The organism is Ruegeria sp. YTSA219, from assembly GCF_059609985.1.
In genome coordinates this window covers 42419-68605 of the sequence record NZ_JBXWMT010000006.1, presented here as the reverse complement: position 1 = coordinate 68605, position 26187 = coordinate 42419, and the positions used below count along the sequence as shown (strand labels likewise).

The 26187-nt window shown below is 57.2% G+C and carries 24 protein-coding genes; 16 read left to right on the top strand and 8 right to left on the bottom strand.

Features of this window, described 5'->3' with window-relative positions:
* Positions 1-127 precede the first annotated feature (127 nt).
* Both mgtE and AC2FFB_RS10440 read left to right on the top strand, forming a co-directional pair.
* A complete protein-coding gene (gene mgtE, locus AC2FFB_RS10445; RefSeq protein WP_496712793.1) occupies positions 128-1522 on the top strand; it encodes a magnesium transporter in 1395 nt (464 codons plus the stop codon).
* Complete coding sequence (locus AC2FFB_RS10440; protein WP_496712795.1) at positions 1519-2076, top strand: 5-formyltetrahydrofolate cyclo-ligase; 558 nt, start codon at positions 1519-1521, stop codon at positions 2074-2076. The genes mgtE and AC2FFB_RS10440 overlap by 4 nt, the downstream gene beginning before the upstream one ends.
* Before the next feature lie 8 nt (positions 2077-2084).
* On the opposite strand, the gene AC2FFB_RS10435 is transcribed toward AC2FFB_RS10440, so the two are convergent.
* Positions 2085-2318: a putative hemolysin gene (locus AC2FFB_RS10435; RefSeq protein WP_142636759.1), complete on the bottom strand. Its 234-nt coding sequence runs from the start codon at positions 2316-2318 to the stop codon at positions 2085-2087.
* 87 nt (positions 2319-2405) lie between these two features.
* Here AC2FFB_RS10435 and AC2FFB_RS10430 point away from each other — a divergent pair, with 87 nt between their 5' ends.
* The 3 genes from AC2FFB_RS10430 (at position 2406) to AC2FFB_RS10420 (ending at position 5933) form a co-directional block, all read left to right on the top strand.
* A complete protein-coding gene (locus AC2FFB_RS10430; RefSeq protein WP_142636761.1) occupies positions 2406-3221 on the top strand; it encodes a TIGR00282 family metallophosphoesterase in 816 nt (271 codons plus the stop codon).
* 90 nt (positions 3222-3311) lie between these two features.
* Positions 3312-5090, top strand: coding sequence for an SLC13 family permease (locus tag AC2FFB_RS10425; RefSeq protein ID WP_496689672.1), 1779 nt, complete (start codon positions 3312-3314; stop codon positions 5088-5090).
* Positions 5091-5186: 96 nt separating this feature from the next.
* Entirely contained in the window at positions 5187-5933 is a 747-nt protein-coding gene (locus AC2FFB_RS10420; protein WP_496874888.1) for a YbaY family lipoprotein, read from the top strand.
* Here AC2FFB_RS10420 and AC2FFB_RS10415 read toward each other — a convergent pair whose 3' ends face one another.
* From AC2FFB_RS10415 to AC2FFB_RS10400, 4 genes are all read right to left on the bottom strand, one after another.
* On the bottom strand, positions 5934-7595 hold the full coding sequence (locus AC2FFB_RS10415) for an FAD-binding dehydrogenase (protein WP_496874887.1): 1662 nt from the start codon (positions 7593-7595) through the stop codon (positions 5934-5936). It abuts the gene before it with no gap.
* An 11-nt stretch (positions 7596-7606) separates the two neighbouring features.
* Positions 7607-8464: a bile acid:sodium symporter family protein gene (locus AC2FFB_RS10410; RefSeq protein WP_496690945.1), complete on the bottom strand. Its 858-nt coding sequence runs from the start codon at positions 8462-8464 to the stop codon at positions 7607-7609.
* Positions 8465-8536: 72 nt separating this feature from the next.
* Positions 8537-9271 carry a glutamine amidotransferase gene (locus AC2FFB_RS10405; RefSeq protein ID WP_496712799.1) on the bottom strand — a complete coding sequence of 245 codons (735 nt, stop codon included), beginning with the start codon at positions 9269-9271 and terminating at the stop codon, positions 8537-8539.
* Positions 9272-9288: 17 nt separating this feature from the next.
* Positions 9289-11061: an SLC13 family permease gene (locus AC2FFB_RS10400; RefSeq protein WP_496874886.1), complete on the bottom strand. Its 1773-nt coding sequence runs from the start codon at positions 11059-11061 to the stop codon at positions 9289-9291.
* Positions 11062-11171: 110 nt separating this feature from the next.
* On the opposite strand from AC2FFB_RS10400, the gene AC2FFB_RS10395 reads away from it, so the two are divergent.
* Both AC2FFB_RS10395 and AC2FFB_RS10390 read left to right on the top strand, forming a co-directional pair.
* Positions 11172-11912 (top strand): YebC/PmpR family DNA-binding transcriptional regulator, encoded by a 741-nt coding sequence (locus tag AC2FFB_RS10395; protein WP_271949434.1) that lies wholly within the window; start codon positions 11172-11174, stop codon positions 11910-11912.
* Positions 11913-12048: 136 nt separating this feature from the next.
* On the top strand, positions 12049-13320 hold the full coding sequence (locus AC2FFB_RS10390; protein WP_271949435.1) for a permease: 1272 nt from the start codon (positions 12049-12051) through the stop codon (positions 13318-13320).
* 14 nt (positions 13321-13334) lie between these two features.
* Here the strand turns inward: AC2FFB_RS10390 and AC2FFB_RS10385 are convergent, their stop codons facing one another.
* Positions 13335-14219, bottom strand: a complete 885-nt coding sequence (locus tag AC2FFB_RS10385) for a LysR family transcriptional regulator ArgP (RefSeq protein WP_496677723.1) — start codon at positions 14217-14219, stop codon at positions 13335-13337.
* Between the two features lie 86 nt (positions 14220-14305).
* Here AC2FFB_RS10385 and AC2FFB_RS10380 point away from each other — a divergent pair, with 86 nt between their 5' ends.
* The 6 genes from AC2FFB_RS10380 to AC2FFB_RS10355 all read left to right on the top strand — a co-directional run bounded on the left by AC2FFB_RS10380 (position 14306) and on the right by AC2FFB_RS10355 (position 20082).
* Entirely contained in the window at positions 14306-14905 is a 600-nt protein-coding gene (locus AC2FFB_RS10380) for a LysE/ArgO family amino acid transporter (RefSeq protein ID WP_271949439.1), read from the top strand.
* Positions 14906-14945: 40 nt separating this feature from the next.
* Positions 14946-15854 (top strand): DMT family transporter, encoded by a 909-nt coding sequence (locus AC2FFB_RS10375; RefSeq protein WP_496874885.1) that lies wholly within the window; start codon positions 14946-14948, stop codon positions 15852-15854.
* A gap of 87 nt (positions 15855-15941) precedes the next feature.
* The gene (gene betI, locus AC2FFB_RS10370) at positions 15942-16514 is read left to right on the top strand and encodes a choline-binding transcriptional repressor BetI (protein WP_271949443.1); all 573 of its coding nucleotides are present in this window, start codon (positions 15942-15944) and stop codon (positions 16512-16514) included.
* Entirely contained in the window at positions 16511-18019 is a 1509-nt protein-coding gene (betC, locus tag AC2FFB_RS10365) for a choline-sulfatase (RefSeq protein WP_142636786.1), read from the top strand. The genes betI and betC overlap by 4 nt, the downstream gene beginning before the upstream one ends.
* An 86-nt stretch (positions 18020-18105) precedes the next feature.
* Complete coding sequence (betA, locus tag AC2FFB_RS10360; RefSeq protein WP_496702021.1) at positions 18106-19764, top strand: choline dehydrogenase; 1659 nt, start codon at positions 18106-18108, stop codon at positions 19762-19764.
* A 78-nt stretch (positions 19765-19842) separates the two neighbouring features.
* Positions 19843-20082: an HP1242/YdcH family protein gene (locus AC2FFB_RS10355; RefSeq protein ID WP_142636790.1), complete on the top strand. Its 240-nt coding sequence runs from the start codon at positions 19843-19845 to the stop codon at positions 20080-20082.
* A gap of 59 nt (positions 20083-20141) precedes the next feature.
* Here AC2FFB_RS10355 and AC2FFB_RS10350 read toward each other — a convergent pair whose 3' ends face one another.
* Both AC2FFB_RS10350 and AC2FFB_RS10345 read right to left on the bottom strand, forming a co-directional pair.
* Positions 20142-21542 carry a helix-turn-helix domain-containing protein gene (locus tag AC2FFB_RS10350; RefSeq protein WP_271949447.1) on the bottom strand — a complete coding sequence of 467 codons (1401 nt, stop codon included), beginning with the start codon at positions 21540-21542 and terminating at the stop codon, positions 20142-20144.
* A 65-nt stretch (positions 21543-21607) separates the two neighbouring features.
* Entirely contained in the window at positions 21608-22813 is a 1206-nt protein-coding gene (locus tag AC2FFB_RS10345; protein ID WP_142636794.1) for a multidrug effflux MFS transporter, read from the bottom strand.
* Between the two features lie 183 nt (positions 22814-22996).
* Between AC2FFB_RS10345 and AC2FFB_RS10340 the strand changes: the two genes are divergently transcribed.
* The 3 genes from AC2FFB_RS10340 to AC2FFB_RS10330 all read left to right on the top strand — a co-directional run bounded on the left by AC2FFB_RS10340 (position 22997) and on the right by AC2FFB_RS10330 (position 25539).
* Positions 22997-24529: an acyl-CoA carboxylase subunit beta gene (locus AC2FFB_RS10340; protein ID WP_142636795.1), complete on the top strand. Its 1533-nt coding sequence runs from the start codon at positions 22997-22999 to the stop codon at positions 24527-24529.
* A gap of 256 nt (positions 24530-24785) precedes the next feature.
* A complete protein-coding gene (locus AC2FFB_RS10335; RefSeq protein WP_496689677.1) occupies positions 24786-25112 on the top strand; it encodes a DUF6497 family protein in 327 nt (108 codons plus the stop codon).
* Positions 25113-25185: 73 nt separating this feature from the next.
* Positions 25186-25539: a hypothetical protein gene (locus AC2FFB_RS10330; RefSeq protein WP_142636799.1), complete on the top strand. Its 354-nt coding sequence runs from the start codon at positions 25186-25188 to the stop codon at positions 25537-25539.
* The last annotated feature ends 648 nt before the right edge of the window (positions 25540-26187 follow it).

The window sequence follows — 26187 nt, the reverse complement described above, 5'->3', positions numbered from 1 at the left end:
CGCCTGTCTGGGACTGCGAAACAGCATAGGGGCAGGAAAGTTGTCGGTAAATCGGCGCATTGTCATTGTTTTCCGGTAGCTGCTTCTTCTATTTAGGGGCCAATGGGCGAACAGAGCGGGGGCAGATATGACAACAGGTATTAACGAACCCGTAAGTGAGCCGACTTCTGATGATGACGCTTATGCACTGGATCGTCGAACGGTAGCATCCATTCTGTATGCAGTTGATGTTGATGACCGCGATAAGCTGGTCGAATTGATGGACCCGCTGCACGCTGCCGACATCGCCGACCTTCTGGAACAGATCAACCCCTATGACCGCACCCGGTTGATCCGTCTGTATGACAAAGAGTTCGACGGCGATATTCTGTCTGAACTGGACGAAGGTGTCAGGGAAGAAGTTATTGAAGTCCTGCGTCCCGATGTTCTGGCGGATGCCGTACGCGACATGGAAAGCGACGATGTCGTCGATCTGCTGGAAGACCTTGAAGAGCCGCAGCAAGAAGCCATCCTGGGTGCGCTGGAGGATTCCGAACGGATCGCGGCCGAACAGGCGTTATCCTACCCGGAAAACTCGGCCGGACGGCTTATGCAACGCGAAGTCGTCATGGCGCCCGAGCATTGGACAGTTGGGCAGGCCATTGACTTTATGCGTGCCAATGACGGACTGCCAGAACAATTCTACCATTTGGTTCTTGTTGATCCGCGGTTGAAGCCAACAGCACAGGTAACACTGGGCAAACTCATGGCCACCCGGCGCGAGGTGCCTCTGCACGAAATTGCCGAAGAAGAGTTCTATACCATTCCCGTCGATCAGGATGAAGAGGACGTGGCCTATGCGTTCAATCAGTACCACCTGATCTCGGCCCCAGTGGTGGATGGTGACGGACGGCTTGTTGGTGTGATCACCATTGATGACGCGATGGTGGTGCTGGATGAGGAATACGAAGAGGATATGTTGCGCCTAGCCGGTGTCAGCAACGAAAGCTCGCTGTCCGACAGTGTGGCCGCGACCAGCAGGCGACGCCTGCCGTGGTTGGCGGTCAACCTGTGTACTTCGATCTGCGCCTCGCTGGTGATTTCCCAATTCGAGGCGGCGATTGATCAGTTGGTGGCATTGGCCATTCTGATGCCGATTGTGGCCTCGATGGGGGGCAATGCGGGGACACAATCGCTGACCGTCGCAGTGCGAGCCCTGGCAACGCGCGACCTGACAGGTGCGAACGTAATGCGGGTGATCCGACGGGAACTGCTGGTGGGCATGTTGAACGGGCTGTGTTTTGCCACCGTTCTGGGCGTGGTGGGAATGTATTGGTTCGGCTCGCCGTTGCTGGGTGTCGTGATTGGCTCCGCTCTGGTCGTGAACATGGTGATCGCAGGCTTTGCAGGTACGGTAGTACCGGTCGTGCTGGACCGGATGGGTGTTGACCCGGCGCTGGCGTCAGGGACCTTTGTGACGACAACGACGGATGTCATGGGATTCTTTATCTTTCTTGGGCTTGCCAGCGTGGTGCTATTGTGACCGATCTGACCGAAATCAAAGCTGCCGCGCGCAAGGCGGCCTTTGCCCGGCGCAAATCTGCGTTTGATGCAAATCCGCCCGGTGCCGCCGGGCGACTGTCTGAAATTCTGGCCGGGCACCGCGGAGTACCCCTGTCGGGTTATATGCCCATCCGGACCGAGAGTGACCCGCTGCCCGCCATGGCCGAGGCGTCCGCTTATGGCCCGGTTGGTGTGCCGGTTATTCAGGCGGCCGGGCAGCCGTTGAAATTCTCTCGCTGGACGCCCGAAGGTAGGCTGAAGGATGGTCCGTTTGGCGCCAAAGTGCCCGAGGTCGATGACTATTTCGATCCCGAAATTCTAATCGTTCCGCTGGTGGCATTCGATGCAAATGGGGGGCGTCTGGGTTATGGGGGCGGGTTCTATGACCGGACATTGGAAGGGCTGCGCGCGAAACGCCCGACTCTGGCCATCGGTTTTGCCTTCGATGCGCAAGAAGCAGACGGGCTGTCGCTGGAATCGACGGATCAGCCGCTTGATATGGTAGTAACTGAAAGCCGTGTGTTGACCTTTTAACGAAGGTATCAGCCCTGGTTTTTAGCGCGAAAATATTCCCAGGCATTTTTTTCGGTGCCATCAGGCAATATGCACACGCCGGTCTGACCATTCTCTCCGTCCCGAATTTCATACCGCCCACCGCTGTCGATGCAATAGATGGCCGAGGGGTTTGGCAGCTGTGGGTTTGAGTTGACCGCTTGCTCTTCCGAGCAGGCAGCAAGGGTGGCACAGACACCAAAGGTCAGACCGATCCGAAACATAAAGAATCTCCTAAATAAAGAGTTTTGCCGTTCATTGGGTCAGCTTAACGGCTTGTACTTGCGAATTGCCACACTTAGACGGTTTCTATGAGGATACTTTTTCTGGGTGACGTTATGGGCCGCGCTGGACGCGCGGCTGTTCAGCAACATCTGCCACGTCTGCGCGACGAATGGCGGCTGGATTTCGTGGTGATCAATGGTGAGAATGCCTCGAACGGAATGGGTTTGACCGGGGATCATGCCAAGCTGCTGTTAGATGCAGGGGCGGATTGTCTGACGCTGGGCGACCACGCTTTCGACCAGAAGGACATGTTGCAATTCATTGAGAGCGAACCGCGCATTGTGCGCCCCGTTAACTTTGCTAAGGGTGCTCCGGGACGCGGGCATCGTCTCTATACCGCCCCTGGCGGGCGCAAGGTTCTGGTTGTACAGGTGCTGGGGCAGGTCTTTATGAAGCGGCCCTTCGATGATCCGTTCTCGGCGATCGAGCCAATTCTGAAGTCGCACCCGCGCGGCGGTCAGGCCCAGGCGATCATCGTTGACATGCATTGCGAAGCCACATCCGAGAAGATGGCGATGGGGCATTACTGTGACAAGCGCGCCAGCCTCGTGGTTGGAACGCATACGCATGTGCCGACCGCAGATGCTCAGATCCTTCCGGGGGGAACAGCCTATCTGACCGATGCCGGGATGTGCGGGGATTACGATTCTGTCATTGGTATGGAAAAGCTGGAACCGATGCGCCGGTTCATCACCGGCATGCCCAAGGCGCGGTTTACGCCTGCAAATGGCGAAGCAACGCTAAGCGGTGTGTTCGTGGAAACCGATGATCGCAATGGTCAGGCAAAATCCGTGCAAATGGTGCGCGTTGGGGGTCGCTTGCAACAAGCCGGGCCGCAATAGCGCGACGTTGGGCTTGCCCTGCTGCCCGCAATACGGGAAACTGCCCGACGGGCGCGCAAGCTGGGCCAGGGTTCGGACTGAATACCACGAATGCAATTTCTTCAACTGACAGAAACGGGCAGCGCGATCGTGGCGCTATTGGTTGTCGCAGGCATGTTTGTCATGTTCCTGCGCGAGGCTTACCCGACCGAGGTTGTCGCCATCGCGGGCGTTGCCCTGATGCTGGTGACCGGTATCCTGCCCTATCAAAGCGCGTTGGCAGTTCTGTCCAATCCTGCGCCATGGACGATTGCGGCGATGTTCATCGTCATGGGGGCTCTGGTCAGAACCGGGGCATTGGATTCCTTTACCGCAACTGCGCAGAAACAGGCACAGGTTAACCCGCGTATCGCGATTGCCATGCTCATGGGGTTTGTGGTTCTGGCCTCGGCGGTGGTGTCAAACACACCCGTGGTCGTCGTGATGATCCCGGTTTTTGTACAGATTGCCCGCACGTTGAACGTGCCGGCCTCGAAATTGCTGATCCCGCTCAGCTATGCTGCCATCATGGGGGGGACGCTGACACTGATCGGCACCTCGACCAACCTGCTTGTGGATGGTGTCGCGCGATCTCAGGGTCTGGCTGCATTCACGATTTTCGAAGTCACGCCCTTGGGCATCGCAGTAGTGATCTACGGCATGATCTATCTGCGCTTTGTTGCGCCGCGCCTGCTGCCGGAACGCGACAGCATGGCCTCGCTTCTCAGTGATCGCTCTAAGATGAAGTTCTTCACCGAGGCCGTCATTCCGCCCGACAGCAACCTGATCGGGCGCGAGGTGACAGGGGTGCAACTGTTCAAACGCCCTGGCGTACGCCTGATTGACGTGGTCCGCGGGGACGAGTCTTTGCGGCGCAACCTCAAAGGGGTGACGCTTGAGGTTGGGGATCGCGTGGTCCTGCGGACCGAGATGACCGAGTTGCTGAGCCTGCAAAGCAACAAAGAGTTAAAGCGTGTTGATCAGGTTTCTGCGGTCGAGACCAAAACGGTCGAAGTGCTGATCACACCGGGGTGCCGTATGGTTGGGCGAACGCTGGGCGTGATGCGCCTGCGCCGCCGCTATGGTGTCTACGTTCTGGCGGTACATCGGCGGAACCAGAATATCGGTCGTCAACTAGACGACCTCGTGGTGCGGGTCGGGGATACTCTGCTGTTGGAGGGATCGCCTGCCGATATCCAGAAGCTTGCCGCTGATATGGATATGGTCGACGTGACACAGCCCTCGGCGCGTGCGTTCCGCCGCAATCACGCTCCGGTGGCGATTGGCGCACTTATCGGGATCGTCGTATTGGCTGCATTGGGTGTGGCGCCAATTCTGTTGCTCTCCATTCTTGCGGTCGCTCTGGTTCTGGTCACCCGCTGCATAGACGCGGATGAGGCGTTTTCCTTTATCGAGGGGCGGCTTCTGGCGCTGATATTCTCGATGCTGGCCATCGGGGCCGCGCTTGATAAGTCTGGGGCGGTTTCCCTGATCGTCGATGCAATCGCACCTGGGCTAAGTGCGCTGCCACCGTTCCTGATCGTTTGGGCCATCTATGTTTTGACCTCGGTGCTTACCGAACTCGTCTCCAACAACGCCGTTGCGGTAGTGGTCACGCCGATCGCAATCGGGTTGGCACAGGCCGTCGGCGTAGACCCAAGGCCGCTGGTAGTTGCGGTGATGTTGGCGGCATCTGCATCCTTTGCGACACCAATCGGATATCAGACCAACATGATGGTCTATGGTCCGGGGGGATATCGGTTTGTCGATTTCATGAAGGTTGGCATCCCCTTGAACCTGACGGTTGGGCTGCTTGCTTCGTTGCTTATTCCGATCATCTGGCCGTTGTAACACAGGCGCGAACCCGCCGGTTTTGCGCTGACGGTCTTGTAAAGGCTGATCCAGACACAATCTTTTCCTCTAGAACTTGGACGAAAGGACGGGATTATGCCTTTTCCAAAATTTGGTCAGTTGATCGTAATGGGTGCGATTATGGTGGCGCTGATTGGCAGCGATGTATCGGCTGGTTCGGTGACCGGTACCGCCTCCTATCGCGAACGGATTGCCGTGCCTGAAGACGCGACGCTATATATCGAGCTGCAGGATATATCGCTTGCGGATGCGCCAGCGGTAACGCTGGCTGCGCAGCGCTACGTGCTGAGCGGGGTGCCTGCCGAGTTTGAATTGACCTATGATGATGCTCTGATCCGTGACGGGATGACCTATGCGGTGCGGGGGGCAATTTATCGTGGGTCACAACTGCTGTTTACGACCGACACGGTGTATCCGGTCCTGACCAATGGTGCGCCGGATACGGCCGACCTTTTGTTGGTCAAGACGGGCGGCCCCACGTCGGCGGGGCTGGAAAACACAAGCTGGACGGCGATTGGTGTGGATGGGGCCGTGCTGAACAGCGAACGCGCACCGCAACTTGATTTTGCGCAAGGCGGTGCCTTTAGCGGCTCAGGCGGTTGCAACCGTTTCACAGGGCAGGTCGAAATTTCCGGAAATTCGCTTACGTTTCCAGACAATATTGCGGCCACTTTGATGGCCTGCCCGCCCGAGATGGAGCAGGTCGAGGATCAGTTCTTTGTCGCCCTGCAAAACGTGGCCACTTATGCGGTGGCAGGCAATAGCCTTGCGCTGCTGGACAGCGCAGGCGACCCGGTTCTGAAATTCATACGCACGCAGTAATCAGGCCACAGCGCGCGACCGTCCTGCGTTGCGCCCGGAAAAGATGCAGCCGCCCAGAAATGTGCCTTCCAGCGCGTTGTATCCGTGATAGCCGCCGCCGCCGAAACCGGCGACCTCTCCTGCGGCGAACAGCCCGGGAACGACCTGACCGTTTGCACCGATCATCTGACTGTCGAGGTTGGTCTGCAAACCGCCCAGCGTTTTGCGCGTCAGCATGTGAAGTTTGACCGCGATTAGCGGCCCATTGGCAGGATCAAGGAACTTGTGTGGTTTGGCGGTGCGGATCAACCTGTCACCCCGATAGTTGCGGGCCGCCAGAATAGCCGCCATCTGCGCGTCCTTGGAAAACGGGTTGTCGACCTGTGAGTCTCGCGCTTCGATCTGGGCGCGCAAATGCGCCTCATTGATCAGATCGCCACCCAGTTGGTTCATGCCGCTGACCAGTTCGGTCAGAGTGTTGGCAACGATGAAATCTTCCCCGTGCTGTTTGAAGGCCTCGACCGGCGCGGTGGCTTGCGATCCTGACAAAATGCGCTGACGGATAACCTCTTTCCAGCTGCCCGAGGTGAAATCCGGGTTCTGTTCCGACCCGGAGAGCGCAAATTCCTTTTTGATGACTTTCTGCGTCAGTACAAACCAGCTGTATTCATAACCGGTCTTCAGGATCTCTTTCAGCGTGCCCAACGTGTCGAACCCCGGCAAACAAGGGGGCAACAGACGATTGCCGCGCGCGTCAAACCACATAGAGCTTGGGCCGGGCAGGATACGAATTCCGTGCGATGGCCAGATCGGGTTCCAGTTTTTGACGCCCTCGGTGTAATGCCACATCCGGTCGCCGTTGATCACATGTCCACCGGCCTTTTCGCTGATGGGGATCATGCGGCCGTCAACGTGGAACGGCACGCCCGCGATCATGTCTTTGGGTGGTTCGCCCAGGCGGTCGCGCGGCCAGTTCTTGCGCACCATTTCGAAATTGCCACCAATACCGCCCGAACTGACGATGACCGAAGGAGCATAGACCTCGAATTCCCCAACCTCTTCTCGGTTGGTCTTGGCGCCATGCGCGGCTGCGTCCTCAGCCAAGACCTCTCCCGAGACGCCTTTGGCACAGCCGTTTTGCATAATGATATGGCTGACTTGGTGGCGGAACTTCAGCTGGATCAGGCCTGTGCTGACATGTTCGCGCACGCGACGGATGAAATGTTCCAGAACACCAGGGCCGGTGCCCCATGTGATGTGGAACCGAGGTACCGAATTGCCATGCCCATCGGCATAAGAACCGCCACGTTCGGCCCATCCAACCACAGGAAACCATCGCAGCCCCATATCGTGCAGCCAGGGCCGCATTTCACCGGCGGCGAATTCGACATAGGCCTCGGCCCATTTGCGGGGCCAAGCGTCTTCTTCGCGGTCAAACTGCGCGCTGCCCTGCCAGTCACGCAAGGCCAGTTCGTGGCTGTCCCTGATGCCCATCCTGCGCTGTTCTGGCGTGTCGACCATGAACAGTCCACCGAGGCTCCAGAATGCCTGACCGCCGAGGAAATGACCGGGTTCCTGATCCAGTATGATCACCTTTTTTCCGCGGTCGCCTAGCTCGGCCGCGGCCGCAAGCCCGGCCAGCCCAGCCCCAACGACAATGGCATCTGCGGTGTTATTGGTCATGTTTTTTCCTCTCAGCTGCGGCGCAGCCAGGCGATAAATGGCAGGGCGACGACATACATCAAGATACCATAGACGGCCGATGGCAGAGCAAGAGGGCTTAGCCCGTTTTCCGTGCTGGTAATCAGCGCTGCCAATGTGATGCCAAGAGTCGAGTTTTGGATGCCAGTTTCGATCGAGATCGTCTTGCTCTCGTTCCATGACAGGTTCACAGCGCGGGCCAGTCCCAGCCCGATCAGCAGCAGCGCAATGTTCAGGGTGATCAACGCCGACCCCATCAGCCCCAAATTTTCGACGAACATTTCCCAGTTCCCGGCCAGCGCGGCGAGAACGATCAGGACGAAAAGAATCGAAGCCAGTTTGGACAATGGGGCATCGACCCGCTCTGCGAATCCTTTTGCGAAATGCCGTATACTGACGCCGATGGCAACGGGCAGGGTGGTGATCAGGAACATCGCTATGGCCAGCCCGGTGATCGAAACCTCGGGTGCGTCCTCGCCCATGAAGTGATTGATCGACCATGCGGCCAATACGGGTACCGTCACCATCGACAGCAAGCTGATGATGGCTGTCAGGCTGACGGAAAGAGCGACATCACCCTTGGCCAGTTTAGTCAGGATATTGCTGGTAACACCGCCGGGGCAAAAGCTGAGGAGCATAACACCGACTGCTATTTCCGGTGGCAGTGCAAAGAGTTTGACCGTCGTAAATGCCGCAATGGGAAGCAAGATCACCTGGCAGAACGCCCCTATCGCAAAAGGGTATCGTCTGCTGACAACCCGGCGGAAATCGGCGATCTCAAGCCCGACACCCAAGGACAGCATGATTATGGCCAACGATAGTGGCAGGCCGACATTAATAAGCAGATCCAACTACAACTCCTCCCAAAGCCGTTCGGACCAGCGTAAGCGAGGGTCAAAGCCGCAGGCAACCGCGCCGTAGGGTCAGCCGTAGCGTTGGGCGAACCTGCGCAGGATTTCACCGGGCAGAGTGACATTGGCGGCGTGGCAAATGTCGATCAGACGCTGCGCATCTTCGGGCGGGAAATAGCCGTGGTGTTTGTAGATGGTGATACGTTCTTCAAAGTCGCGGGCATCAGCCTCGGGGTGGAACTGTGTGGCATAGACATTCTGGCCCCAGCGGATCATCTGGAAGGGGCAAGGGTCCGAGGCCAGCAGATGCACGCACCCATCTGGCAGGGATTGCACAGCCTCTTTATGGCCCACAAAAGCATCAAAACTCTGACCCAGCCCCGAGATCAGTGGATCGGTGGCACCGTCCTCTGTCACGTGGCAGGTTGAGGGGCCGACGGGCTCTCCGAACTGGTCCTTGCTGACATCGCCACCCAAATGCGCGGTAAGAATACCCAACCCATAGCAGCACCCCATGAACGGATGATCGCGCCCGGTGATCTGTGACATCAGACCCATGATGGCGGCTTCGGTGCGGGCATCCGTCGGCGATTTTGTCGCCGGATCGTCGCTGACACAGCCGGGGCCGCCGCCGACGATCACCCCGGCATAGTCGGTCACGTCCAGACCGTCGGGCAGGTCTTCGCAGTCCAGCCGGATGCGGTGGGTCTGTTCGGGGCTCAAGCCGGTTTTGTCCAGAATCGAGGCATATTCGGCATCGGACGCATCGGTTTCCGGGCGTAACTGCAGGATCAGAAATTGTTTCATGGAACGGCTCTTACCCGTCACAGCGGCCAGAACACAAGGATGGCGGGTATCGAAACCGCAATGATCAGGATTTCCAGCGGCAGGCCCATGCGCCAGTAGTCTCCGAACCGATAGCCACCCGGACCCAGAACCAGCGTGTTGTTCTTATGCCCGATAGGCGTCAGGAACGCAGCCGAGGCTGCAACGGCGACCGTCATCAGAAACGGGTCGGGGGAAACCTCAAGCGTGCGGGCCATCTGAATGCCGACCGGGGCCGCCACAATCGCCGTGGCGGTGTTGTTCAACACGTCCGACAGGGTCATGGTGACCACCATCAGAACGGTCAGAATAGCCCATGCAGGCAGGCCGTCAGTTAACTGGATCAGCGCATTGGCGATCAGTTCGGTGCCGCCCGAGGTTTCCAGTGCGCTGCCCAGGGGGATCATCGAGCCCAGCAAAACGACCACCGGCCATTCGATGTGAGTATAGAGATCTGCGATTGGCATGATCTTGGTCAGCACATAGGCAACCACAACCAGCCCCAATGCGACCGGCAGGTAGATCAGCCCAACACTGGCTGCCAATACCGCGGTGGCAAACAGGCCAATCGCAAGCCAGGCCTTTTCATTGGCGGTGACGTTCAGACCGCGTTGGGCCAGCGGTAGGCATCCCAGCCATTCGGTCAGATCGGCGCTGCGATCACGCGGGCACAGCAACAACAGGATGTCGCCAGCCTCAACCTCGGTTTTGCGGACCTGTTCGGTGATGCTGCGGCCCTGGCGCGAAATGCCCATCAAAACGGTGCTCTGCCGCCATGCCAACCCCAACCCCTGAGCCGTACGCCCGGTGATGCGGGCGTTTTCGGTCACGACAACCTCGACGACTTCCAGCCCGTCGCCTTCAGCGGTCAGAAGCTCCTGTCGACGTGTGTCCGAAAAATCCAGCTTCAGCGCCGCGCGGAATTCATCCAGCGCCTCGGGGCGGGCTTCAAGCACCAGCGCGTCACCCTGATTCAGTGTTGCATGGGCCGACCGGCCATAGCGGCGCTTGCCGTCACGGATCATGCCGATGATGGCGACGTCGGATTTCTCGGCATCTTCATAAAGCTCGCTGACCCGTTTGCCGATCAACGGCGATTCCGGTGGGACGGTCAGTTCTGCGATATATTCGGCCAGCGCCTCAGAGGTTTCGGTTTGCGGTCCCCGGTTCGGGATCAATCGCCAGCCCACCAGTGAGACAAAGGCTAGCCCGGTAATCGCAGCAATGCCACCCACAGGGGCGAAATCGAACATACGAAAGGGCTCGCCCAGAGTTTCTGCGCGGATTGAGGCGATGATGATGTTCGGTGGCGTGCCAATCAGGGTCGCCATCCCTCCCAGAATTGTTGCAAAGCTGAGCGGCATTAGGGTCAGGCCGACGGCTCGTCCGGCTTTTCGTGCGGTCTGAATGTCGACCGGCATCAACAGGGCCAAGGCAGCGACGTTATTCATGAAGGCGGACAGAACCGCCCCGATACCGCCCATCAAGGCGATATGGGCCCCGAGGCCGCGTGACGCGTCAACCAAGGATCGCGTGATCAGGAATACCGCACCGGACCGGACCAGTCCGGCCGAAACGACCAGAACCAGCGCAACGATGATGGTTGCGGGATGTCCGAACCCCGCAAAGGCATCATTCATGGGCACGACGCCCAACACCACTCCGATCAGTAGCGCGGAAAAGGCAACCAGGTCATAGCGAAACCGCCCCCAAAGCAGCATTCCGAATACAGTGGCAAAGAGAGCGAAAAGTATGATCTGATCTGTCGTCATACCGCCAACATACTCGCAGAAGAAGTCGTCGCAAGCCGGTCTCTTGATCCCATGGCCCGCAAACGTCTATATGGGCGCCAAATACGCAATCACTATCACGAGGACGCACCATGGCAGGCCACTCCAAATGGGCCAATATCCAGCACCGCAAGGGACGTCAGGACGCCGCGCGGTCCAAACTGTTTTCCAAGCTGTCAAAAGAGATCACCGTTGCCGCTAAGATGGGCGACCCCGACCCCGACAAGAACCCGCGTCTGCGTTTGGCGGTGAAAGAGGCCAAGTCAAACTCGGTCCCCAAAGACGTGATCGACCGGGCGATCAAGAAATCGCAGGCAGGCGACGGCGACGAATACGAAGAAATCCGGTATGAAGGCTATGGCCCCAACGGCGTGGCCGTCATCGTCGAGACGATGACCGACAACCGGAACCGGACCGCATCGACCGTGCGCTCGACCTTTTCCAAGAATGGCGGCAATCTTGGCGAGACCGGTTCCGTCGGCTTTATGTTCGAACGCAAGGGTGAAGTGGTCTATCCGGAAACGGTTGGTGATGCCGACACCGTGTTCGAAGCGGCCATTGAGGCAGGCGCGGAAGATGTTGAAAGCTCGGACGAAGGTCATATCATCTGGTGCGCCGACACCGATCTGAACGACGTCTCGAACGCGCTCGAGGCCGCGCTGGGTGAAACGGAATCCACCAAACTGGTTTGGAAGCCAAGCACCACGACCGAGCTGGGGCTTGAGGATATGCAAAAGCTGATGAAGCTGGTCGATGCGCTGGAAGATGATGATGACGTTCAGCGCGTCACAACCAATTTCGAAGCCTCGGATGAGGTGATGGCGCAGCTTTGATCTGCCCCGCATCTTGAGATTTGGAAACCCGGCCGTCAGGCCGGGTTTTTTGTTGGTTGGAGGATAGGGCTATTGGCCGATCAGGTTCGAACCCATAGGCTGGGTCGAATAGCTGAAGCAGTGAGTCAAAGAGCAGATGACCGAACCTCAATTTGATTTGGCCAAACGCAATGTGCCTGTTTTGACCGGGCAGAGTATTCTGTCCCAGGTCGCCTGGACCCTTGGCAGCCCGTCCATTGTCTTGCCGTTTCTTGCGGTTTCGCTGGAACTCCCGATGTTCATCGCCGGCGCGCTGGTTTCAATCCGCATGGTCGGCAGCATGATCGCCGACGTGTTTCTGGCCCAAGTCATTGCGCTGCGCGAACAGAAGAAACGCAGCATCGCGATGACCGAAGTATTGATCGGGGCCTGCCTTGTCATGGCTCTGGCGGCGGCCGCGACGGGCAGTCTCGTGTTCACGGCTACAGCCTTTATCGCCGCATTTTTTTTGATCGGTCTCGTGGGTGAGATCCAGACATTGCTGCTTACTGACCTGCTGGGCGCGCACGTTCAGTCCAGGTCACGGATGATCATGCGATATCTGCAGTTAGGCGCCGGCGGATTGGGCGCAATCGGTCTTGTTCTGTTGGTCCATCAAATCACGCTGGGCAACCCTCCGTTTGCGCGCCATTCGGTTGTGATCGGAGTTGCAGTGGTGTTTTTTCTGTTGTCTGGCCTATCAATCCTGGCGATGTCCGAAGTTCCGCATCAGAAAATTTCCACAGCGCCTGAGGACGAAAGCAAAAGACATTGGTCCGAGTATTTCACCGATATTCTGGCGATGTTCAACCAGACCTGGTTCCGGCGCTATATGGTCATGCGCCTTCCGATTGTGGTTGTCAGTCTATCGGTTCCGTTCTTTGCCCTGATGGCGGCCGAGGCACATCACAGTTCGGCCAAAGGTCTTACCGCAATGATCATTTCGTCGGCCTCTGGATATCTGGTCTCTGCGCCTTTGTGGCAGTTTGTTAACCTGAAATCCCACCGGGCGGTCATGGTATCCGGAACTCTGATGGTGGCCTTGACCGGAGCAGGGCTGCTGACGGTCCATTACCTCCATATCGGTCATCAGGTGCACACTCATGCGGTTGCCCTGTTTGTGGTGACCGTGGCGGTAACAGGCATCAGCAGTGCCCGAAAGTTGTATTTTCTGGATATCGCCCCGTTTGATCAGCGGGTCAAAGGGGCGGCAGCGGTGAAAAGCATCTCGCGGATTGTTGCGGTCATCGTGTCGGCGGCGCTGGCTGGGCTGGCGCATATGCACGAGGTCTCTGCGGCGGTTTTGATCGTTGTCTTGGTCAGCCTGATCGCAGCTTTTGCCTGTTACCGGGTGGTGACGCCAATTCCTAAAGCGCCCGAGCCATCCTGATCGGCCAATCCTGTCTATCGTTGAATAAGCGCGTCGACAGCCGCGCGCTTTACAGCGGCGGTCAGCGGCGAAAGGGCCGAGGATAAGACACGCCCGACCTGCCAGGTCAGCGGAACATCAAGGGGCGTGTCTGGTATCAAGGGGCACAACAGGCCATCTGCCAAAGGCTTTTGTACCAACTCAATCGGGTTCATTCCCCACCCGATGCCGGCGATCGCTGCATCCACAAACCCGTGTGAGGATGGCAGGAAATGCGATGGTGGGGAAATGTGGTGCCCGAACTCTCTGGCAAACCAGGCTTTCTGAAGACCGTCCTTTTGATTGAAGGTCAGGCACGGTGCCATGGCAAGGCTGCTTTTGGTTACACCGTCCCGGAACCATTTATGCATAAAACCTGGGCTGGCCGTTGGAATATACCTGAAATCCCCAAGTGGATGGGCATCGCAGCCAGAGACCGGTTGCCCTCCGGTGGTAACAGCCGCGCTGACCTCACCGCGGCGCAACCAATCGGCCGAATGGTCCTGATCATCAATTACCAGATCGAACAGCAACTCATCTGTTTGGGCCATCGCAGCGATGAACCATGTGGCCAAACTGTCTGCAGGAATTGCAATGCGCACCTGGGTGGGGCCAGAGGTTCCCTCCAACGCAAGTTCACGGGCCAGCTGTGCCTCAAGCAGCCCGATATCCTCGGCGTATCTGGCAATGCGCAAGCCGGCGGGTGTCGCTGTGCAGGGCGCACCACGAGTGATCAGAGCGGCGCCTATCCGATCCTCTAATGACTTGATCCGCTGCGATATCGCCGAAGGCGTCACCGACAGCTCTGTGGCGGCGGCGTCAAAGCTTCCGTGGCGTAGAATGGCCGAAAGTGCGGCAAGGTGATTGGGATCCAGCAACATTAGCAGAGCTTAACCAGGTGTAACTTCTTTAATTTGATAAATCGACTGACTGGCTCTAGTCAATCAAATCGAACACAGGAGGTTTCATGTCCGCATCTCTGATTTCCGGATTCGCTCTAGGCTTTAGTCTGATTTTGGCCATTGGTGCGCAGAACGCCTTTGTCCTGCGTCAAGGGCTGCGCCGCGAACATGTTTTTGCCCTATGCCTGACCTGCGCCGTATCGGATGCCATTCTGATTGCGGCAGGGGTTGCCGGGTTCGGAACGCTTGCTCAGACTGCTCCTTGGTTCGAGCCGGTCATGCGCTATGGCGGGGCTGTGTTTCTGACCTGGTACGGGTTGCGCAGCCTGCTATCGGCCTGGCACGGCGGGTCTTCCATGGATGTCAGTGAAGGGACACGTTCAAGTCTGAGGTCTGTCCTGCTGACCGTGCTGGCATTCACCTGGTTGAATCCGCATGTCTATCTGGACACGGTGGTTCTGATCGGGTCGATATCTGCACAATATGATGACCGGTTGGCCTTTGCTATTGGAGCGATGCTGTCCAGCTTTGTCTTCTTCTTCTCGTTGGGCTACGGGGCAAGGATTCTGTCGCCGGTCTTTGCCCGCCCAAGGGCATGGCAGGTGCTGGATGTTGTTATCGGTTTTGTCATGCTGGCGATTGCGGCCAAGCTGGTGGCGATCTGAGGTCTTGTTCCCGCCTGTGTTTCGGTGTTGAACCGTTAACATGACAACTCAACCTAACACCTATCGGCCATTGGCGGGAATGTTCTGGATGTTTTCCGCCGGTCTGTCCTTTGTTGTCATGACTGCGCTCGTCAAATCTCTGGGCACCTCCATGGACCCGATACAGGCCGCATTTCTGCGCTTTGTCTTTGGGTTGGTGTTCCTACTGCCAGCGTTACAGCTGATCGTTACGACACCTCTGACACGTAGGCATTTGACACTGTTCGGCATCCGCGGGGTGGTTCACGCCATTGCCGTGATGCTGTGGTTCTTTTCCATGACCCGAATTCCGTTGGCCGAAGTCACGGCCATGAACTACATGACGCCGGTCTATGTCACATTGGGTGCTGTGCTGTTTCTAGGCGAGAAGCTAGCCTTCCGCCGGATTGCCGCCATTGGTGTTGCATTGATCGGTGTAGCAATTATTCTCCGACCTGGGTTTCGGGATATCTCGGTTGGTCACGTGACCATGTTGGGCACTTCGTTGACGCTTGGTGCATCCTACCTGCTGGCCAAGATGCTGGTGCGAGATCTGCCGCCCTCGGTCGTGGTTGCACATATGTCCATATGGGTGACGATGGCGCTGATACCTTTCGCCATTGCCGTGTGGTCCCCTCCAAGTCTCCATGATTTGGGTGTGCTGTTTCTGGTTGCCTGTTTTGCCACACTTGGACACTATCTGATGACCTTGGCCCTGCAGGCCGCCCCCGTTGCAGTGACGCAGCCCGTCACATTCTTACAGCTGATCTGGGCCACGCTGGTTGGGGCGTTGGTTTTCCACGAAAGCGTAGATTTGTGGGTGGTCGCGGGGGGCACGCTGATTCTGTTGGCAGTCAGTTTTATTGCCTGGCGCGAGGCCGTGTTGAACCGCAGCAGCCTGACGACCCCCAGTATTGCACCTAAACTTTAGCCGGTTTCTGCCGAAAAAACGTTATTAATTGACGAGTCAATAAAAATCTCCTAGCGTTTTTCTATCAAAAGCAGTTGAGGGGTACGGATGCCGAAACTCGGAATGGAGCCAATCCGCCGTGATGCGATCGTTAAGGCAACGATTGCTGAGCTCGGGTCGAAAAAATCCCTCGATGTAACCGTCAGCCAGATCGCTAAGCGGGCTGGCATGTCCAGCGCGCTGGCACATCACTATTTCGGCGGTAAAGATCAGATTTTTCTGGCAGCGATGCGCCGCATCCTGTCGGATTTCGGGGCAGAGGTCCGGTCAGAACTGAAAGCAGCCACGCCAAGTGGACGCGCGCAGGCGATCATCCGGGCATGCTTTGCCCCATCCTGTTTCACGCCGGATGTGACGGCAGCGTGGATGACATTCTACGTTCTTGCGCAGACCAATGACGACGCCCTGCGATTGTGGCAGATTTATCAGGCCCGTATCCGGTCGAACCTGGTTTATGCGCTTCGCCCGCATTTGGCCGATCCGGTTGAGGCGGCCGGGAACATGATCGCCTTGATCGACGGACTTTATATCCACGCCGCGCTGAGCGCCCCGGAAGAACCGCAACTGGCTGTAAACCACGCGATGCGCGTGCTCAGCACCTTGCTCGAGGCTGAGAAATGACAAAACCTAATATTCTGATCCTGATGGTGGATCAGTTGAACGGGACCCTTTTTCCTGACGGTCCTGTCGATTGGCTGCATGCGCCAAACCTGAAAAAGCTGGCCGAACGATCCACGCGATTTGCGAATGCCTATACGGCGTCGCCCCTGTGCGCGCCGGGTCGGGCCAGTTTTATGTCCGGTCAGTTGCCGTCGCGCACTGGTGTCTATGACAATGCCGCCGAGTTTGGCAGTGATATTCCGACATATGCCCACCATCTGCGCCGTGCAGGGTACTATACCTGTCTGTCGGGCAAGATGCATTTCGTCGGGCCCGATCAGTTGCACGGGTTTGAAGATCGCCTAACCACCGACATCTACCCCGCCGATTTCGGCTGGACCCCGGACTACCGTAAACCAGGCGAGCGGATTGACTGGTGGTATCACAATATGGGTTCGGTCACGGGCGCAGGTGTAGCCGAGATTTCCAACCAAATGGAATATGATGACGAGGTGGCCTATAACGCCAAGTCCAAGCTATACGATCTGGCCCGTGGCAAGGACGACCGTCCATGGTGCCTGACTGTAAGCTTTACCCACCCGCATGATCCCTATGTTGCACGTCGCAAATACTGGGACCTGTACGAAGATTGCGAGCACCTTCTGCCCGAGATTGCCGACCTTGGTTATGATAATCAGGACCCGCATTCGAAACGGATTTTTGACGCCAATGACTGGCGCAGCTTTGACATCACTCAAGAAGATACCCGCAAATCACGCCGCGCCTATTTCGCCAATATCTCTTATCTGGACGACAAGGTCGGAGAAATCCTCGAGGTGTTAGAGACCACGCGGCAAGAGGCGATCATCCTGTTCGTTTCGGATCATGGCGATATGCTTGGTGAACGCGGATTGTGGTTCAAGATGACCTTCTATGAAGGGTCATCCCGCGTCCCGCTGATGATCTGTGCGCCCGATCTGCCAGCGGGCCGGATCGACGCTCCGGTTTCGACCATAGATGTGACGCCGACCTTGGGTGCTCTTGCCGGTGTCGATATGGCAGAGATCGCGCCGTGGACAGATGGCGAAAACCTTGTGCCGCTGGCCATGGGGCACGAGCGCAGTGCGCCGGTCGCGATGGAATATGCAGCCGAGGCCTCTTATGCGCCACTGGTGTCCTTGCGCTATGGCAAATGGAAATACAACCGATGTGCGCTAGACCCTGATCAACTGTTCGACCTCGAGGCGGACCCTTCCGAGTTGGAGAACCTTGCAGACAGGCCAGAGCATGCAGGAACGTTACAGACCTTGCGTGCCAAGTCCGATGCTCGCTGGGATCTGGATCGGTTCGACGCCGAAGTTCGCGCCAGCCAGGCGCGTCGCTGGGTCGTGTACGAGGCGTTGCGCCAGGGCGGGTATTATCCGTGGGACTACCAGCCCCTGCAGAAAGCATCTGAGCGGTACATGCGTAACCACATGGATCTGAATATCGTCGAGGAAAGCCAACGCTTTCCACGCGGAGAGTAACAACCCGAATTAACAAGACCCTCTCCGGTCAGGCAGAGATTTTTCGATGAAAAATCTTGGCTCCGGTTGAGAATGGAGACCCGAAAATGGAAGCAGATTTCGTCATCGTCGGCGCAGGTTCCGCAGGCTGCGCGATGGCATATCGTTTGAGTGAGGCCGGTGCCTCGGTTCTGGTGATCGAGCATGGCGGTACCGACATGGGCCCGTTTATCCAGATGCCCGCCGCGCTAAGCTATCCGATGAACATGTCGCGCTATGACTGGGGCTATCAATCCGAGCCTGAGCCGCATCTGAACAACCGCCGCCTGGCCTGCCCGCGAGGGAAGGTGATCGGCGGATCCTCTTCGATCAACGGAATGGTTTATGTGCGCGGCCACGCCCGGGACTTCGATACCTGGGCCGAGATGGGCGCGGATGGCTGGTCTTATGCGGATGTGCTGCCGTATTACAAACGGATGGAGACCTGGCATGACGGCGGTCATGGTGGTGATTCCGCGTGGCGGGGCACTGACGGGCCGCTGCATGTGTCGCGGGGCCCGCGTGCGAACCCGCTGTTCCAGGCCTTTGTCGATGCGGGCCAGCAAGCCGGGTATGAAATCACGGGCGACTATAACGGTGAAAAGCAAGAAGGCTTCGGCCCGATGGAGCAGACCGTCTGGAAAGGGCGGCGCTGGTCGGCGGCAAATGCTTATCTGCGGCCTGCGCTCAAGCGCGAGAACTGCGATATCGTGCGCGGTCTTGCGACCCGGATTGTTCTGGAAAACGGAAGTGCTGTTGGTGTTGAACTGATCCGTGGCGGCAAGACAGAGGTGATCCGCGCCCGCCGCGAAGTGGTCATCGCAGCCTCGTCCATCAACTCGCCGAAGCTGTTGATGCTGTCTGGAATCGGCCCGGCTGCGCATTTGGCTGAGCAGGGGATCGGAGTTGTTGCAGACCGTCCGGGAGTTGGCGCAAATCTACAGGACCATTTGGAGCTGTATATCCAGCAAGCGTCGCTTCAGCCGATCACGCTCTACAAACACTGGAACCTGGTCAGCAAAGGCCTGATCGGGGCGCAATGGCTGTTCACCAAGACCGGCCTTGGTGCCTCGAACCAGTTCGAAAGCGCGGCCTTCATCCGATCAAGGCCGGGTGTCGAATACCCCGACATCCAGTACCACTTCCTGCCGATGGCGGTGCGCTATGACGGGCAGGCTGCGGCCGAGGGGCACGGGTTCCAAGCACATGTGGGTCCGATGCGATCGGAATCACGGGGTGCTGTGACATTGCGCTCAGCTCGACCCGAGGACGCACCTGTCATCCGGTTCAATTACATGAGCCAGGAAAAAGATTGGGAGGAGTTCCGCACCTGTATCCGCCTGACGCGAGAGATTTTCGGGCAAGAGGCGTTCAGACCCTTTGCCGGGAAAGAGATTCAGCCCGGTGCTGCGGTACAAACAGATGAAGAGTTGAACGCCTTTATCGCTGAGCATGCCGAAAGTGCCTATCATCCCTGCGGCACCTGCAGGATGGGACGGGCGGATGACCAGAACGCGGTTGTCGACTCCGAAGGCCGGGTGATCGGCGTGGATCGGCTGCGTGTGGCGGACAGTTCGATCTTTCCGCAAATCACCAACGGCAACCTTAATGCGCCGTCGATCATGGTGGGCGAGAAAGTCTCGGATCATCTGCTGGGCAAAGATCCGTTGCCCAAAGCCAATGATCAGCCTTGGATTCATCCGCAATGGGCCTCGGCGCAGCGCTGATTTGATCCGCGTCAAAGCGGGGGGAGTGGGACCAATATAGACCTGAATCGCAACGCATTTTCTAAGGAGCGAACAGGAATGTCCCACACCCCGCACGAATTGGCCGAAGAGTTTCCCGACAAGGTCGAATTGATCAGTCAGCTTAAACAGTCCGATGCGCATTTTTCTCGGCTGGCCGAAGAGTATCATGAGGTCAATCGTATCGTGCACCGCGCGGAAACCAACGTCGAGCCGATGGAGGATCTTGCCGAAGGCGAGCTGCGCAAGAAACGCGCCGCACTGAAGGATGAGATCTGGGCGATTTTGTCGAACGCTTAAGGGTTGGGCGGGGGCATTGCCCCCGTTTCGGCTGGCCGCGGTTTTAGGCCGGGTAAAGCTCAGGTGACTTCATAGGGTAAGGTTCCGCGGGTATGAGTGTCGATGGACAGGCGACGTTCCAGCGGAGGAACTGACCGTTGGTGGCAGTTCTGGCGTTCGCAGATCCGGCACGAGATACCTATGGGCTCGTAGGCACTGGCGTTTGAGATATCCAGATTGTCCGCATAAACCAACGCTTCAGCGTGGCGGACCTCGCATCCCAGCGCAATCGCATAGCGCCGGACAGGCGCTCCGTACGAACCGCCCGATTTCGAAACATCCCGCGCCAGCGAGATATAGCGGACCCCGTCCGGGGTTTCGGCAAGCTGCCGCAGGAAGTGACCCGGAGTTTCAAAGGCGCGGTGCACATTCCACAACGGGCACGCACCGCCAAAGCGCGCAAATTGCAGGCGCGTGGCGGAGTGGCGTTTTGTGATCGTTCCAGCCTGATCCACCCGAACAAAGAAGAATGGTATCCCCTTTGCACCGGGGCGTTGCAGCGTAGAAAGCCTGTGGGCCACCTGTTCGATGGATGCTCCAAAACGATTGCTGAGCAATTCCAAATCATGGCGATACAGCTGGGCTGCGCTGAGAAATTCGCCATAGGGCATCAGAGAGGCGCCAGCAAAATAATTCGCCAGGCCGATCTTCGCAATCGCGCGCGCCTCATCACTGTGAAATTTGGCGAAATCCAGTGTCGCTTCAAGCAGCTTGTCCTGATTGATTAGGGATACCTGCAAGAGCAGCTGAAACACTTGTGTTTGCGGTGCAATCCGTGATGACAGCAGCAATGTTTTGCTATCCGCATCGTATTTCCGGGTTTCTTCGATATCCGGGAACTGAACGCGAATACCGTTTTCTCCCAAGCTTTCGATTGCGGCGGCGCGAATTCCGCCTTTGTCCTGGGCGCGGCCTGCAAATCGTTCTGCGGCTCGGTCAACCGCGTCTATGTAGTTGTCGCAATAATGGAAAAAGTCTCGCACTTCTTCCCAGGGGCTGGCCTGAATCTGTGCGTCTTCACGTCCCAGGGCTTCGTCCAGCGAGGCCAGCCTTTCATGCGTCTGGCGATACGTGCGGTGCAGGGCGATAAACGCTCGGGCCATTGCCGGGGCGTTTGAAGCTGTCAGGCGCAGATCAGCGAGCGGTGGCATGGCGTCATCAAACACGGGGTCTGCCAGCGCTTCGCGCAGGTCTGAGACCAGACGTTCGCTGTCACCAGTGCTAAGTTCGGTCACGTCCATGCCGAATTCCTGCGCCAGAGCCAGAACAACCGTGGTCGAGATCGGGCGGTTGTTATTCTCCATCTGGTTCAGATAGGGAAGAGAAACCCCCAGTTTGGCTGCGAATTCCTTTTGTGTCAGCGTCAGGCGCGTGCGCATTTCACGCAGTTTTGCACCAGCATAGAGCTTTTGGGTCGCCATGGCGTGCCTTTGCAACTTTTCTAATCTTGAACGCTAGCTTTGCAAACCGTCCTGCGCAAGGCGTGTTACAGGCCCAAATACCGTTCGCGCCGGATCACGATGGCAATAGCAACGATGGCAAATGTTGCTGAGGCCAACATCAGCCACAGCAGCGGCATCGCGCCTGTTTCATGGGTTAGTATTGCGCCCGTGAGCGCGCTCAGGCCAGCTCCGCCGCCCAGCATGATGGCCCCGCTCAGCCCAGATGCTGTCGCGGCCAGGTGCGGGCGGACGGACAGTGCGCCTGATGTTGCGTTTGGAATGGTCATACCATTGCCCACACCAACAATGGTCATGAACCCAAAGAAGCTGAGAACTGAGCCGAAGCCCGTAAGGAACACGATCGTCGACAGTGCAACGCCGGTTGCGTTCATCCAGCACCCCCAAAGAACCATCCGGTTCACGCCAAAGCGGACAGAGAACCTGCCGCTGAAGAAGTTGCCGAAGAAATAACCCACCGCGGGGGCGCCGAAGTAAATGCCCAGTTCTGACGCTGTTAGGCCGAACAGTTCAGTCCCGACGAAAGGCGCGCCGCCCAGATAGGCGAAAAAAGCGCCCGACGACAGGGCTGAGGCCATGGAATAGCCCCAGAACCGAGGGGATCTGAGCAATTCCGGGTATTCACGAAACTGCTGCAGCAAGGTCAGCCCGCTTTTGCGGGATGTTTCTCCGAAGTCGGAATAGGTCAGCATTAGCGCCAGTAGACCCAGCCCGAAAGGAAGCCAGAAATTTGCCTTCCAGCCAAAGCTCTCTTCCAGAAAGCCGCCGATGGCAGGGCCAATCATTGGAACAATGGCCATTCCCATGGTGACATAGCCGATCATCGAAGCGGCCTGATCTGCTTCGTAAAGGTCTCGCACCGCTGCACGGCTAAGGACCATTCCAACTGCGACGACCGCTTGAAACATCCTGAAGGCCAGAAATACTTCGGCGTTCGGGGAGTAGATGCAACCCAGTGTCGCAATCAGAAACAGAACCAATCCCCAGAGAATAACTGGCCTGCGGCCAACCTTATCTGCGATGGGGCCGATCAGAATTTGGATTACTGCGCTGATCATCAGATACAGAGCGATCGACAGCTGCATGACTTTGTAGTCTGCGTCAAAATACGCGGCCATATTGGGCAGGCTGGGAAGGAAAAGATTCAAGCTCAGCGCTGACAGCCCGGATAGCATCACAAGTGTGGCAATGGTTGGGGGCGAACGACGCGCTGGCGAAGAAGTAAACTGCATGGTTCACATGTATAGTGACGGTTTTTGGGATTGCCATCCGTGACCGTGTCTCAGTGCGAAACTTTGCATGTTTACAATTACCCGAAACTGTATTTTCAAAGATTTGCAAATTTGCCGAATGAGGCTTTGGTCTGAACGAAACTAAGTATAGTGTCGCGCCAAATTTCAAAGGGGATCATCGTTATGAAAGACATCCTTTCCGAGCTTGAAGGCCGCCGCAACGATGCACGGCTGGGAGGTGGGCAAAAACGTATTGATGCGCAGCATGCGCGGGGCAAGCTCACCGCACGCGAACGCATAGAGCTGTTGGTGGATGAAGGCAGTTTCGAAGAATTCGACATGTTTGTCAGCCATCGTTGCACGGATTTCGGGATGGAAAATCAAAAGCCTGCAGGCGATGGTGTCGTCACCGGATGGGGCACAATCAATGGTCGTATGGTCTATGTCTTCAGCCAGGACTTCACCGTTTTCGGCGGGTCTCTGTCGGAAACCCACGCGCAGAAAATCTGCAAGATCATGGACATGGCAATCCAGAATGGTGCTCCGGTGATCGGCATCAACGATTCGGGTGGTGCGCGAATCCAGGAAGGTGTGGCCTCGCTTGCGGGTTATGCCGAGGTGTTCCAGCGTAACATCATGGCCTCGGGCGTGGTTCCGCAGATCAGTGTGATCATGGGGCCCTGCGCCGGTGGCGCCGTCTACAGTCCGGCGATGACCGACTTTATCTTTATGGTCAAAGACACCTCGTACATGTTTGTGACGGGCCCCGATGTCGTCAAGACAGTCACCAATGAGGTTGTAACCGCCGAAGAGCTGGGTGGTGCATCGACCCATACCAAGAAATCTTCGGTTGCCGACGGTGCATTCGAAAATGATGTCGAAGCACTGGCCGAAGTGCGCCGTCTTGTCGATTTCCTACCGTTGAACAACAAGGAAAAACCGCCCGTTCGTCCCTTCTTTGACGAACCGGGCCGGATTGAGGCTTCGCTGGATACGTTGATCCCGGACAACCCGAACACGCCTTATGACATGAAAGAACTCATTGCCAAAGTGGCGGACGAGGGTGATTTTTACGAAATTCAAGAAGATTACGCCAAGAACATCATCACGGGCTTTATCCGTCTGGAAGGTCAGACCGTAGGTGTTGTAGCCAACCAGCCGATGGTGCTGGCCGGCTGTCTGGATATCGACAGCAGCCGCAAAGCCGCGCGCTTCGTCCGGTTCTGTGATTGCTTTGAAATTCCGATTTTGACACTGGTTGATGTGCCGGGCTTTTTGCCGGGAACCTCGCAGGAATATGGCGGCGTGATCAAACATGGCGCAAAACTGCTGTTTGCCTATGGCGAGGCGACCGTTCCGAAGGTCACAGTGATCACCCGAAAGGCCTATGGCGGTGCCTATGACGTGATGGCATCCAAACATCTGCGTGGCGATTTCAACTATGCTTGGCCAACCGCCGAGATCGCGGTGATGGGGGCCAAGGGCGCGACCGAAATCATCCACCGTGCGGATCTGGGCGATGCCGAGAAAATCGCACAGCACGCTCAGGACTATGAGGACCGGTTTGCCAACCCGTTTGTGGCTGCGGAACGTGGATTCATTGATGAGGTGATCATGCCGCATTCGACCCGCCGCCGCGTATCGCGAGCTTTTGCCAGCTTGCGTAACAAGCAACTGAAAAACCCCTGGAAAAAGCACGATAACATTCCGCTGTAAGCTGACGGTCGCGGGGCAGGCGCTCTGGTTTGCCTGCCTCTGGGCACGTTGGTGAAAGACCCCCAAACGGCGAATTTGACTTTGAGAGCAAAGCTGCTAAATGAAATGCCTTATTGGACATAGAAAAGCGCGGGCCAGTAGGCATGCGCGCGCGATCCCGGAGAGAGGAGCTCGCCTTTGGTGGGTCTGGGATCGCGCCTTATGTCTGGCAATTCTCTGTCTTGGTTCGCCTACATTCGCAGAAGCATTGGTGCCGGTGCCCTCTGGGCAGCCTGTACATCTGAACGATGTCCTGCTGGACAACAATCCGGGCGAGTTATGGCTGCGCTTTCGCTTCATCGCGCCAAAGATAGGCTCGGATGTGGGACGCATTGGATATGATGTCGCCACGATCGACATGGAGCACCTGTGTCAGACGCTGGCCGTGGCCTATGTCGCGCACCACAAGCTGGAACCAGCCAGGGTTGTGATTTCCCTTTCGAACAAGCCGATAGATTTTGGCCATACCGCGCCGGATGCCACGCAGTTCTTCGAAGCGTATCTTCTGCAGGATTCCCAATGTATCTGGGACGGAGGGATTTGAGAATGGTTGTCAATTACCACAATTTCTGTGCATTCCCCTTCGCCTCAAAGGACCTTAGCGAAGAGGCGCTGAAATGTTGAAACATCGCGGATTTCCCGGCCGTCTGACCGGGACGGATTATCAATTCACTATCAGACGGGCCAACCCAAAGGGTGTTACCCCACTGACAACGCGTGAACGGTTCCGGGATCGTAAACCTGCTGATCGTCGCGCGGATGCAGCCTTTATCGAGGCCCTGTGGGAGCATTTCGGCGACCAGCCATTCGAACGTGGCAATCTGGATGCCGGTCGCCTGAGCTGGTTTTTCGGGCGTGAGGTCATTCCGGCGGAGGATCCGTTTGACCCCGCCAGCTATGATGCCTTGCTGGTCATTGATCCGAGCGTGGCCAGAGCCTCGTTTCCGGACATTTTCGGCGGGGATAGCTGAAGGTGATCGACGTCGTCGCACATAAACGCCTTGGAAATTCCAACAGGGTTTCTTTGCCCCGGTTGGGTCAAGAAGGATATGTGCGCTGTGCAGATCGGGCGCGTGACAATCGCGCAAAATACCTGAGGGAAAGGGCGCAAACCACTGATTCTATGGCCTGTATAACCCGTGGCTTGGTGGCGGGAAAACCATCAAGGCTTGGGCAGGAAAAAGGCCGGTCGGCGGGGGTTGGCCGCGGCGACTTAGGATCGAATTCTTCAGGTCATGTGATCTCAGGTAGTGTTGATAAAACAATGGTTTGCGTGACTTTCGGGGTGCGAATTTCGCCCTGCCCAACCAAAGTTCACGCAAGCGGAATCGGCGCGTTTCTGCGCGATATTTCGCTGAATGGGCAGATTCTGGCCGGAAATTTCACCACTGGCCAATCCCGGTTTGCAGGTGCAACCGGGCCGTGCATGGTGAGCGGGTCGTGCGGCTCTACTTTGCCTGCGTCGCACGCGCACCTACTATTCCGTACCCCTTCCTTCCGCGGGCAGGCTTGTGGTTTTCACAATGTCCTGCCCGCGTTTTTCTTTGTGCAAACTTCAGTCATTGGATGGCATAAAACTGCGCAAATGGGCATTTCGGTACGCTCGTTATTGAATAACA

Excerpts from the sequence above, each read along its gene's own strand:
- AC2FFB_RS10420 (WP_496874888.1), top strand. The coding sequence starts at position 5,187 with ATGCCTTTTCCAAAATTTGGTCAGTTGATCGTAATGGGTGCGATTATG.
- betI (WP_271949443.1), top strand. The coding sequence starts at position 15,942 with ATGCCGAAACTCGGAATGGAGCCAATCCGCCGTGATGCGATCGTTAAG.
- AC2FFB_RS10430 (WP_142636761.1), top strand. The coding sequence starts at position 2,406 with ATGAGGATACTTTTTCTGGGTGACGTTATGGGCCGCGCTGGACGCGCG.
- AC2FFB_RS10375 (WP_496874885.1), top strand. The coding sequence starts at position 14,946 with ATGACAACTCAACCTAACACCTATCGGCCATTGGCGGGAATGTTCTGG.
- betC (WP_142636786.1), top strand. The coding sequence starts at position 16,511 with ATGACAAAACCTAATATTCTGATCCTGATGGTGGATCAGTTGAACGGG.
- AC2FFB_RS10395 (WP_271949434.1), top strand. The coding sequence starts at position 11,172 with ATGGCAGGCCACTCCAAATGGGCCAATATCCAGCACCGCAAGGGACGT.
- AC2FFB_RS10425 (WP_496689672.1), top strand. The coding sequence starts at position 3,312 with ATGCAATTTCTTCAACTGACAGAAACGGGCAGCGCGATCGTGGCGCTA.
- AC2FFB_RS10345 (WP_142636794.1), bottom strand. The coding sequence starts at position 22,813 with ATGCAGTTTACTTCTTCGCCAGCGCGTCGTTCGCCCCCAACCATTGCC.
- AC2FFB_RS10350 (WP_271949447.1), bottom strand. The coding sequence starts at position 21,542 with ATGGCGACCCAAAAGCTCTATGCTGGTGCAAAACTGCGTGAAATGCGC.
- AC2FFB_RS10435 (WP_142636759.1), bottom strand. The coding sequence starts at position 2,318 with ATGTTTCGGATCGGTCTGACCTTTGGTGTCTGTGCCACCCTTGCTGCC.
- AC2FFB_RS10390 (WP_271949435.1), top strand. The coding sequence starts at position 12,049 with ATGACCGAACCTCAATTTGATTTGGCCAAACGCAATGTGCCTGTTTTG.
- AC2FFB_RS10400 (WP_496874886.1), bottom strand. The coding sequence starts at position 11,061 with ATGACGACAGATCAGATCATACTTTTCGCTCTCTTTGCCACTGTATTC.
- AC2FFB_RS10340 (WP_142636795.1), top strand. The coding sequence starts at position 22,997 with ATGAAAGACATCCTTTCCGAGCTTGAAGGCCGCCGCAACGATGCACGG.
- AC2FFB_RS10380 (WP_271949439.1), top strand. The coding sequence starts at position 14,306 with ATGTCCGCATCTCTGATTTCCGGATTCGCTCTAGGCTTTAGTCTGATT.
- AC2FFB_RS10415 (WP_496874887.1), bottom strand. The coding sequence starts at position 7,595 with ATGACCAATAACACCGCAGATGCCATTGTCGTTGGGGCTGGGCTGGCC.
- AC2FFB_RS10405 (WP_496712799.1), bottom strand. The coding sequence starts at position 9,271 with ATGAAACAATTTCTGATCCTGCAGTTACGCCCGGAAACCGATGCGTCC.
- AC2FFB_RS10385 (WP_496677723.1), bottom strand. The coding sequence starts at position 14,219 with ATGTTGCTGGATCCCAATCACCTTGCCGCACTTTCGGCCATTCTACGC.
- mgtE (WP_496712793.1), top strand. The coding sequence starts at position 128 with ATGACAACAGGTATTAACGAACCCGTAAGTGAGCCGACTTCTGATGAT.
- betA (WP_496702021.1), top strand. The coding sequence starts at position 18,106 with ATGGAAGCAGATTTCGTCATCGTCGGCGCAGGTTCCGCAGGCTGCGCG.
- AC2FFB_RS10330 (WP_142636799.1), top strand. The coding sequence starts at position 25,186 with ATGTTGAAACATCGCGGATTTCCCGGCCGTCTGACCGGGACGGATTAT.
- AC2FFB_RS10355 (WP_142636790.1), top strand. The coding sequence starts at position 19,843 with ATGTCCCACACCCCGCACGAATTGGCCGAAGAGTTTCCCGACAAGGTC.